This is a genomic window from Micromonospora sp. ABR4_055 (assembly GCF_056160425.1).
Genome location: NZ_JBSWXD010000251.1, coordinates 1 through 6,086 on the forward strand (window position 1 = coordinate 1; position 6,086 = coordinate 6,086).

The following is a 6,086-nucleotide window of genomic DNA, read 5'->3' on the forward strand; positions in this document are numbered from 1 at the left end:
CCCCCCCCCCCCCCCCCCCCCCCCCCCCCCCCCCCCCCCCCCCCCCCCCCCCCCCCCCCCCCCCCCCCCCCCCCCCCCCCCCCCACGCCGGATCGAGTATGACAACGGTTATCGTTTGCGTGCTAGCGTGCGGTGCGCGGGCGCAGGGCGTACGGAAGGTGGGGTGGATCATGCGCGCACGGTGGCTCATCGGGTCGGCGCTGCTCGCTGTCAGTCTTGGTAACCTGGCGGCCTGTGTCGTCCCCGAGACGTTGAGCGCCGCTGACGACCGTCTCCAGGTCGTCACCACCACCGGCATTCTGCGGGACCTGGTCGACAACGTCGGCGGGGACCGCGTCGCGGTCGCCTCGCTCGTCCCCGACGGTGCCGACCCCCACTCGTACGAGCCGTCGCTGCGCGACGTGCGCAACGTCGTCTACGCCGACGTCGCCTTCAGCAACTACCTGCTGCTGGAGGAGCACGCCATCATCAAGGCGCTCGACGCCAACCTGCCGGATAGCGTACCGAACATCTCGCTCGCCGAGGGGGCGATCAAGTACGCCGCCGAGATCATCCCGCTGGTCGAGGACTTCTCGCTCGACACCATCTGGCTCGGCATGCGGGTACGCGGCACCGGCGGGACCTATGGTGCAGACCGGGTCTCCGACATCCTGCTGCAGAGCACCAACGTGACCGGCCCCGGCGCCATGGCGGCCTACCTCACCGAGTCGTTCGGCAACCCGGCCGTCTATCTCGACTCGGCCGACGGCTTCGACGCCGCCACCGGCTACCGGGACGACACCGCCACCCTCCCGCCCGACGCGCACACCCACATGAGCTGGGCTTTCACCGAGCCGGGCGTCTACCGGCTCACCATGTCGGCACGGTTGGCGGTCACCACCGACAGCCGCCCCGTCGCCCTCGGGGAACAGACCTTCACGTTTGCCGTCGGCGTCGATCCGCACAGCGTGCCCGGGATGGCCGGGGCCGACGTACTGCGCGGCGGGCACGCCGACATCACCGTCGACCTCGACGCGGCGGCGCGCGGCGAGCCGTCGCTGTACCTGTTCGCCGACCCGCACGGCGCCGGTGACGCCCATCAGCATGTGCACGATCCGGCCGACACCGTCATCGAGGTGCCGAACAAGGCCCTCGCCCAGGTGCCGGCCGGTCGGGACTTCCGCTTCCTCGGCCGACCGGGCACCGAGATCTTCCAACTGCCGCAGGCGGTGCTCGGCAAGCACGTGCACGGGGAGATCGACCCGCACCTGTGGCAGAACGTCCGCAACGTCATCGCGTACACCGAACTGATCCGCGACACCCTGATCGGCGTCGACCCAGCCGGTGCCGCCGACTACCGGCGGCACGCGGCGGCGTACATCGCCGAGTTGACCGCGCTGGACGACTACGTCCGTGACACGATCGCGCGGATCCCGCCCGCCCGGCGGCACCTGATCACTACTCACGACGCGTTCGGCTACCTCGGGGCCGCGTACGACGTGCAGATCTCCGGCTTCGTCAGCCCGCACCCGGCGGCCGAGCCGAGCCTGGCCGACCGGCGTCGGCTCACCGAGACGATCCGCAACCTGCGGGTACCGGCGGTGTTCCTGGAGCCGAACCTGCGGTCGAGGTCCTCGACATTGACCGAACTCGCCGACGACCTCGACGTACGGGTCTGCGATATCTACGGCGACACCTTTGACGACCGGGTGACCAGCTACGTCGAGCTGATGCGGTTCAACGCCGAGTCGCTGCTCGATTGTCTGGCACCATGAGGAGGCATCAGTGAAGTCGATCGGCCTGTCGACGGCCGTCTCCGCGCTGCTGGCGATGACGCTGGCCGCCCAGCCGACATCGCCCGACCCGGCACTGGACCAGTCGATCGCCCCGGACCAGCCGGTCGCCGCGGACATGACCGTGCTGGCGGCCGGTCATGTCGACATCGGACCGCGCTACGTCGACGACGAGTGGACCCTGCTGCTGCACGACGACGCGGCGCAGCCGGTGTGGCGGGATCCGGACCGGACCGTGCTGAGGGTCACCGACGCCGCGCTGCAGACCGTGCCGGATGATCCGGTGTACGGCTTCCTCGACGTGCCGGCCGGCACCGAGGTGCACGTGGTGCCGCAGGTGCAGCACCCCGACGTGGTGTGGGTCGGCTGGAACACCCAGGACCCACGGGTGATGCAGACGATCGACCGGGGCGTGACGTTGGAGCTCGCCGGGGTCGAAGGACCTGGCGAGGTCACCATGTATCTGCAGGCCGGCACGTTCAGCGAACCGCAGGTGCTGTGGCGCTCCACCGAGCCGCCCGGCCAGCCGATGTGGGTGGAGGTCAACACCCACACCCACGCCAACTGGGTGTTCACCGTCCCCGGCGTGTACCTGGTCGCCGTCCGGGTCAGCGCCGACCTGGTCGGCGGCGAGCAGGTGAGCGCGGTACGGCACCTGCGGTTCGCGGTCGGCGACGCCGTCAGCACCGACGACGCGTTCGCCGCGCAACCCGACGAGGTCGCGGCCGCGCCGGTCGCCTCCGACGGTGCTGACGGCCAGGGGGCCGCAGCCGACGGCACCGGCGACGGCACCGGCCCCTGGCTGCTCGGCGGCCTTGTGCTGGCCGCGGTCGTGCTGGCGGTTGCGCTGGTCGTCGTGGTGCTGCGCGGCCGGGCGGTACGCCGCCGGGTCGAGCAGGAGCGTGTCGCCTCATGACCGCGCTCGCCGTACACGATCTCGACGTCGACCTCGGCGGCCGTCCGGTGCTACGCGGTGTGCGGTTGCACGTCGACCCGGGGGAGCTGGTCGGGCTGATCGGGCCGAACGGGGCCGGCAAGACCACGCTGCTGCGGTCGGTGCTCGGGCTGATCCGGACCCGGTCCGGGCGGATCCTGGTCGACGGGGTGCCGAGCCGGCCGGGGCGGTGCGCGATCGGGTACGTGCCGCAGCGGCACGAGTTCGCCTGGGAGTTCCCGATCTCGGTGGAGCAGGCGGTGCTCAGCGGCCGGACCGGTCGGATCGGGCTGCTGCGCCGGCCGGGGCGGGCCGACTGGCGGGCCACCGCCGAGGCGATCGACCGGGTACGCCTGGGAGACCTGCGTCGTCGGCCGGTCGCCGAGTTGTCCGGCGGCCAGCGCCAGCGGGTGCTGGTGGCCCGGGCATTGGCGCTGCAGCCGGCGTTGCTGCTGCTCGACGAGCCGTTCACCGGGCTGGACATGCCGACCCAGGAGCTGCTCGGTGAGCTGTTCGCCGGTCTGGCGGCCGAGGGTACGCCGCTGTTGATGACCACGCACGACCTGATCGGGGCGATGGATGCCTGTTCCCGGCTGGTGCTGCTGAACCGGCAGGTGATCGCCGAGGGCAAGCCGACCGAGTTGCGGGATCCGCGGCTGTGGATGCGTACGTTCGGGATCACTGAACGGTCGCCGTTGCTGCGGATCGTCGGCGCCGGCACCATGCCCGTCGGGGTCGGCGAGGGGAGCGGCTGATGCCGGTCACCGAGTTCGTCGCCGACCTGTTCAACCCGGATCTGGCCTTCCTGCCGAAGGCGCTGCTGATCGCCATCATGTCCAGTGTGGTCTGCGGGGTGGTCGGTTGCCACGTGGTGCTGCGGGGGATGGCGTTCATCGGTGACGCCGTGGCGCACGCGGTGTTCCCGGGGCTGGCGGTCGCCTTCGTGCTGCAGGGCAGCCTGGTGCTGGGCGGTGCGGTCGCCGGGATCGTGACCGCGCTGCTGATCGCGGTGTTCGCGCAGCGGCGGCGGGTCAAGGAGGACTCGTTGATCGGAGTGTTCTTCGTGGCCGCCTTCGCCCTCGGCATCGTGATCATCTCGCAGGCACCAGGGTACGCCGGTTCGCTGCAGCAGTTCCTGTTCGGTTCGATCACCGGCATTCCGGACCGGGATCTCTACACGGTCGGCTTCACTGGGCTGGCCATCCTGACCGCGTTGTTCCTGCTGCACAAGGAGCTGGTCGCGGTCAGTCTCGACCGGGAGTCGGCCCGGTCGGTCGGGTTGCCGGTGTTCTGGCTGGACATCGTGTTGTACGTGCTGGTCACCCTCGCCGTGGTGATCTCGCTGCAGACGATCGGCAACATTCTGGTACTGGCGTTGCTGATCACGCCGGCGGCGGCGGCGCGGCTGCTGACCGACCGGCTCGCGGTGATGATGCTGCTCGCCCCGCTGATCGGTGGCGGCTCGGCGCTGGTGGGGTTGTACCTGTCCTGGAGCTACGACCTGCCGGTGGGCGGCACCATCGTGCTGGTCGCGACGGCGGTGTTCCTGCTGGCCTGGTTCCTGGCCCCGCGGCACGGTCTGGTCGCCCGCTGGCGGCGGCAGCCGGCAGGGCCCGACGAGGCGCAGGTCACACCGGTGCTGACAGAGGTGGCCGAACGGCCGATAGGTTAATGAAAATGATAGTCGTTACGTTGCGGTGGGGCTTCCGCCCCGTCACGACCACGTCCCGCACCGGTCCGCGGTGCGGGCGAGGGGAGGAACAACGATGAGAACGACAGGTGCCCGCAGGCTCGCGGCCCTGGCCGGTGCGGCGGTGATCGCCGGCGGCGTACTGCTGGTGCCGACCGCCGCGGCCGCAGCCGAGAAGGTGGTGCTCGCCAAGGGCCACACCGACGCGGTCGACGTCCACTACCACGATGGCGAACTGTCCCTGGAGGTCCACGACGACACGGTCAGCCCGTCGGTCAACCGTGATCCGGCGGACGTGACCTTCCAGGTGCTGCCCGAAGCGGCCATGACGGTGCCGGACGACCCCCGGTTCGCCTTCCTCGGGCCGGCCGGATCGCAGATCTGGCTGCTGCCGCTGACCCAGGACCCCGAGCTGCTCTGGCCCGGTTGGAACACCACCACCCTCGGCTCCGGCGTCTTCGCCGGCGACAAGGTCCAGTTGAGCCTCGTCGAGGTCACCGGACCAGGAAACGTCTGGGTGTTCACCCAGGACAGCTTCGGCGGCCCGATCATGAAGTTCCGCAGCGACGACGGCCTGCCGGACGCCATCGACGTACCGATCCGCACCCACGCGCACGCCAACTGGGCGTTCAGCGCGCTGGGCGCCTACACGCTGACCTTCCAGGCCGACGCGACGCTGACCGACGGCACGACCGTCAGCACCGGCCCGGTCGACTACGCGTTCGTGGTCGGCGAGCTCGACGGCACCGGTCCCGAGACCGTGCTGAGCATCGCCGGCATGGCCGACGAGTACCAGCCCGGCGACACCGTCACACTGCAGGCGGTGCAGACCCCGCAGACCGAGCTGGACCACTACCACTGGTTCAGCCGCTGCCCCGGCAGCGACGACTTCGCCATCATTGCCGGCGAGGCCGGCGCGTCCTACAGCTTCACCGCCACCCGTGAGCTCAACGCCTGCGAATACCAGGTGAAGCTCTACGACGACAACCACAGCGTCGTCGCGACCAGCGCGGAGGTCTGGCTCTGGGTGGCCTTCACCCCGACCGACCCGGAGGCCTCGCAGACCATCACCGCGTCGATCGATCCCACCCAGGGCGCACTGGTGATCAGCGTCGACCCGGACGACCGCAGCGTTGTCCTGCCGCCGGCGCAGCTGACCAGCGGTGGTGACAGTTGGGAGAGCACCGGAAGCCTGCGCCCGGTCACCGTCACCGACACCCGGGCCGGCACTCCCGGCTGGAGCGCCTCCGGTCAGCTGCCGGAGAACTTCACCGGACCCGACGGTGCCACCTTCAGCTCCGGCTACCTCGGCTGGACCCCGCAGGTGGTCGACCAGTCCGCCGGTCAGGGCGTCGTCGCGGGCCCGGTCGTCGAGCCGTACGTCGTCGGCGTCGGCGGTGGACTCGGCAGCAGTGCCGTGCTCGGCTCGGCACCGACCGGCGTGGGCCGGGGTACCGCGACCCTGTCGGCCGGCCTGCAGCTGCGCCTGCCGACCGAGACCGTGCCCGGCACCTACACCGCGACCCTCACCCTCACCGCGATCTGAGGATCGCACCAGGGAACGGGCCGGGGGGAGAAAACATGGCACCTCCTCTCCCCAACCCCCCCCCCCCCCCCCCCAAACAAACCCCCCCCCCCCCCTCCCCCCCCCCACCCCCTCCCCCAACCCCCCTCCCCCCCCATCGTGTTT

Annotated in this window: 5 protein-coding genes; all 5 read left to right on the forward strand. The window is 70.9% G+C overall.

Annotated elements, in window-relative coordinates:
- Positions 1 to 170 precede the first annotated feature (170 nt).
- Positions 171 to 1,754, forward strand: a complete 1,584-nt coding sequence (locus ACXAHD_RS31055; protein WP_353850258.1) for an anchored repeat ABC transporter, substrate-binding protein — start codon at positions 171 to 173, stop codon at positions 1,752 to 1,754.
- Between the two features lie 55 nt (positions 1,755 to 1,809).
- Positions 1,810 to 2,688: a choice-of-anchor M domain-containing protein gene (locus tag ACXAHD_RS31060; RefSeq protein WP_289213630.1), complete on the forward strand. Its 879-nt coding sequence runs from the start codon at positions 1,810 to 1,812 to the stop codon at positions 2,686 to 2,688.
- Positions 2,685 to 3,461: an anchored repeat-type ABC transporter ATP-binding subunit gene (locus tag ACXAHD_RS31065; RefSeq protein WP_281551425.1), complete on the forward strand. Its 777-nt coding sequence runs from the start codon at positions 2,685 to 2,687 to the stop codon at positions 3,459 to 3,461. The genes ACXAHD_RS31060 and ACXAHD_RS31065 overlap by 4 nt, the downstream gene beginning before the upstream one ends.
- Positions 3,461 to 4,378 (forward strand): anchored repeat-type ABC transporter permease subunit, encoded by a 918-nt coding sequence (locus tag ACXAHD_RS31070; protein WP_281551424.1) that lies wholly within the window; start codon positions 3,461 to 3,463, stop codon positions 4,376 to 4,378. The genes ACXAHD_RS31065 and ACXAHD_RS31070 overlap by 1 nt, the downstream gene beginning before the upstream one ends.
- 94 nt (positions 4,379 to 4,472) lie before the next feature.
- Positions 4,473 to 5,942: a choice-of-anchor M domain-containing protein gene (locus ACXAHD_RS31075; protein WP_281551423.1), complete on the forward strand. Its 1,470-nt coding sequence runs from the start codon at positions 4,473 to 4,475 to the stop codon at positions 5,940 to 5,942.
- Positions 5,943 to 6,086: the final 144 nt, after the last annotated feature.

What these genes read in the sequence shown, in the direction of transcription:
- ACXAHD_RS31055 (WP_353850258.1), top strand. Translation starts at nt 171, where the DNA reads ATGCGCGCACGGTGGCTCATCGGGTCGGCGCTGCTCGCTGTCAGTCTT.
- ACXAHD_RS31060 (WP_289213630.1), top strand. Translation starts at nt 1,810, where the DNA reads ATGACGCTGGCCGCCCAGCCGACATCGCCCGACCCGGCACTGGACCAG.
- ACXAHD_RS31065 (WP_281551425.1), top strand. Translation starts at nt 2,685, where the DNA reads ATGACCGCGCTCGCCGTACACGATCTCGACGTCGACCTCGGCGGCCGT.
- ACXAHD_RS31070 (WP_281551424.1), top strand. Translation starts at nt 3,461, where the DNA reads ATGCCGGTCACCGAGTTCGTCGCCGACCTGTTCAACCCGGATCTGGCC.
- ACXAHD_RS31075 (WP_281551423.1), top strand. Translation starts at nt 4,473, where the DNA reads ATGAGAACGACAGGTGCCCGCAGGCTCGCGGCCCTGGCCGGTGCGGCG.